The organism is Vreelandella sp. V005, assembly GCF_052645115.1.
Genome location: NZ_JBQXYA010000019.1, coordinates 1 through 1,204 on the forward strand (window position 1 = coordinate 1; position 1,204 = coordinate 1,204).

Sequence of the window (1,204 nt, forward strand, 5' to 3'; positions counted from 1 at the left end):
CGACGTCTCCCCCTGATTGAGTAGCGCTACACTTTAGAGTCCGATCCTATGGGTAAGGAGATTGGACATGAAGAAGCGTTTCAGCGAAGAACAGATCATTGGTTTCCTGGGCGAAGCCGAAGCGGGACTGCCCATCAAGGAGCTATGCCGTCGGCACGGCTTCTCAGAAGCCAGTTACTATCTATGGCGCAGCAAGTTTGGCGGCATGAGCGTGCCCGATGCCAAGCGACTCAAAGAACTCGAAGCCGAAAATGGACGCTTGAAAAAGCTGCTCGCGGAGTCGCTACTGGAAATGGAGGCCACTCGCGAGGCGCTGAGAAAAAAGTGGTGAGTGCCCCTGCACGCCGAGATGTGGTGCGCTTTATGGTGTCACGTGGCCTGAGTGAGCGCCGAGCGCTCCGTGTCATCCGTATGAGTGCCAGTGCATTGCGCTACCAATCGGCCCCTGACCGCAATGAGGCATTGCGTGAACGCATTGTTGCCTTGGCACATCGGCATCGTCGCTACGGCGCTGGCATGATCTACCTGAAGCTGCGTCAAGCCGGGGAACAGGTCAATCATAAGCGCGTCGAGCGCCTCTATACGGCGGCTCGGTTGCAGGTAAAACGACGAAAGCGCAAGAAGGTTCCCACATCTGAGCGTAAGCCACTGGGTCGCCCTTGCGCCGCCAATCAGGTCTGGTCAATGGATTTTGTGTTTGACCGTACCGCAGAAGGTCGCGTGATAAAGAACCTCACCGTCGTCGACGACGCTACCCATGAAGCCGTGGCGATCGTGCCTGAACGGGCCATTGGCGGTCTGTCGTTAACACGGATTCTAGATCAACTGGCTTTACAACGTGGCCTACCTAGCGCCATTCGTACGGATAATGGAAAGGAATTTTGTGGGCGCGCCATGCTGTTGTGGGCGCATCTACGCGGTGTTGCCCTGTTTTTAATCGAACCTGGAAAACCCAATCAAAACGCCTACATCGAATCGTTCAATGGCCGCTTTCGAGATGAATGTCTGAATGAGCATTGGTTCACCAGTCTTCATCACGCCAAGGTTGTCATCGAAGCATGGCGGCGGGAGTACAACGAAGAAAGACCGAAGAAAAGTCTTGGTGGGCTGACACCTTCAGCCTATGCCGAGCAACTGGTGATAAAACACGATAAAGTTACTTCTGACTCTAAACCTAGCTGCTACTGAAGATGGGGTGACGTCG

Annotated in this window: 1 protein-coding gene; it reads left to right on the forward strand. The window is 54.5% G+C overall.

Going from position 1 to position 1,204, the window contains the following annotated elements:
* Positions 1-67 precede the first annotated feature (67 nt).
* A protein-coding gene (locus ACUN8H_RS18720) for an IS3 family transposase (protein WP_445533543.1) occupies positions 68-1,188 on the forward strand; the annotation gives its coding sequence in 2 pieces (ribosomal slippage) (positions 68-326 and positions 326-1,188; 1,122 coding nt in all).
* Positions 1,189-1,204: the final 16 nt, after the last annotated feature.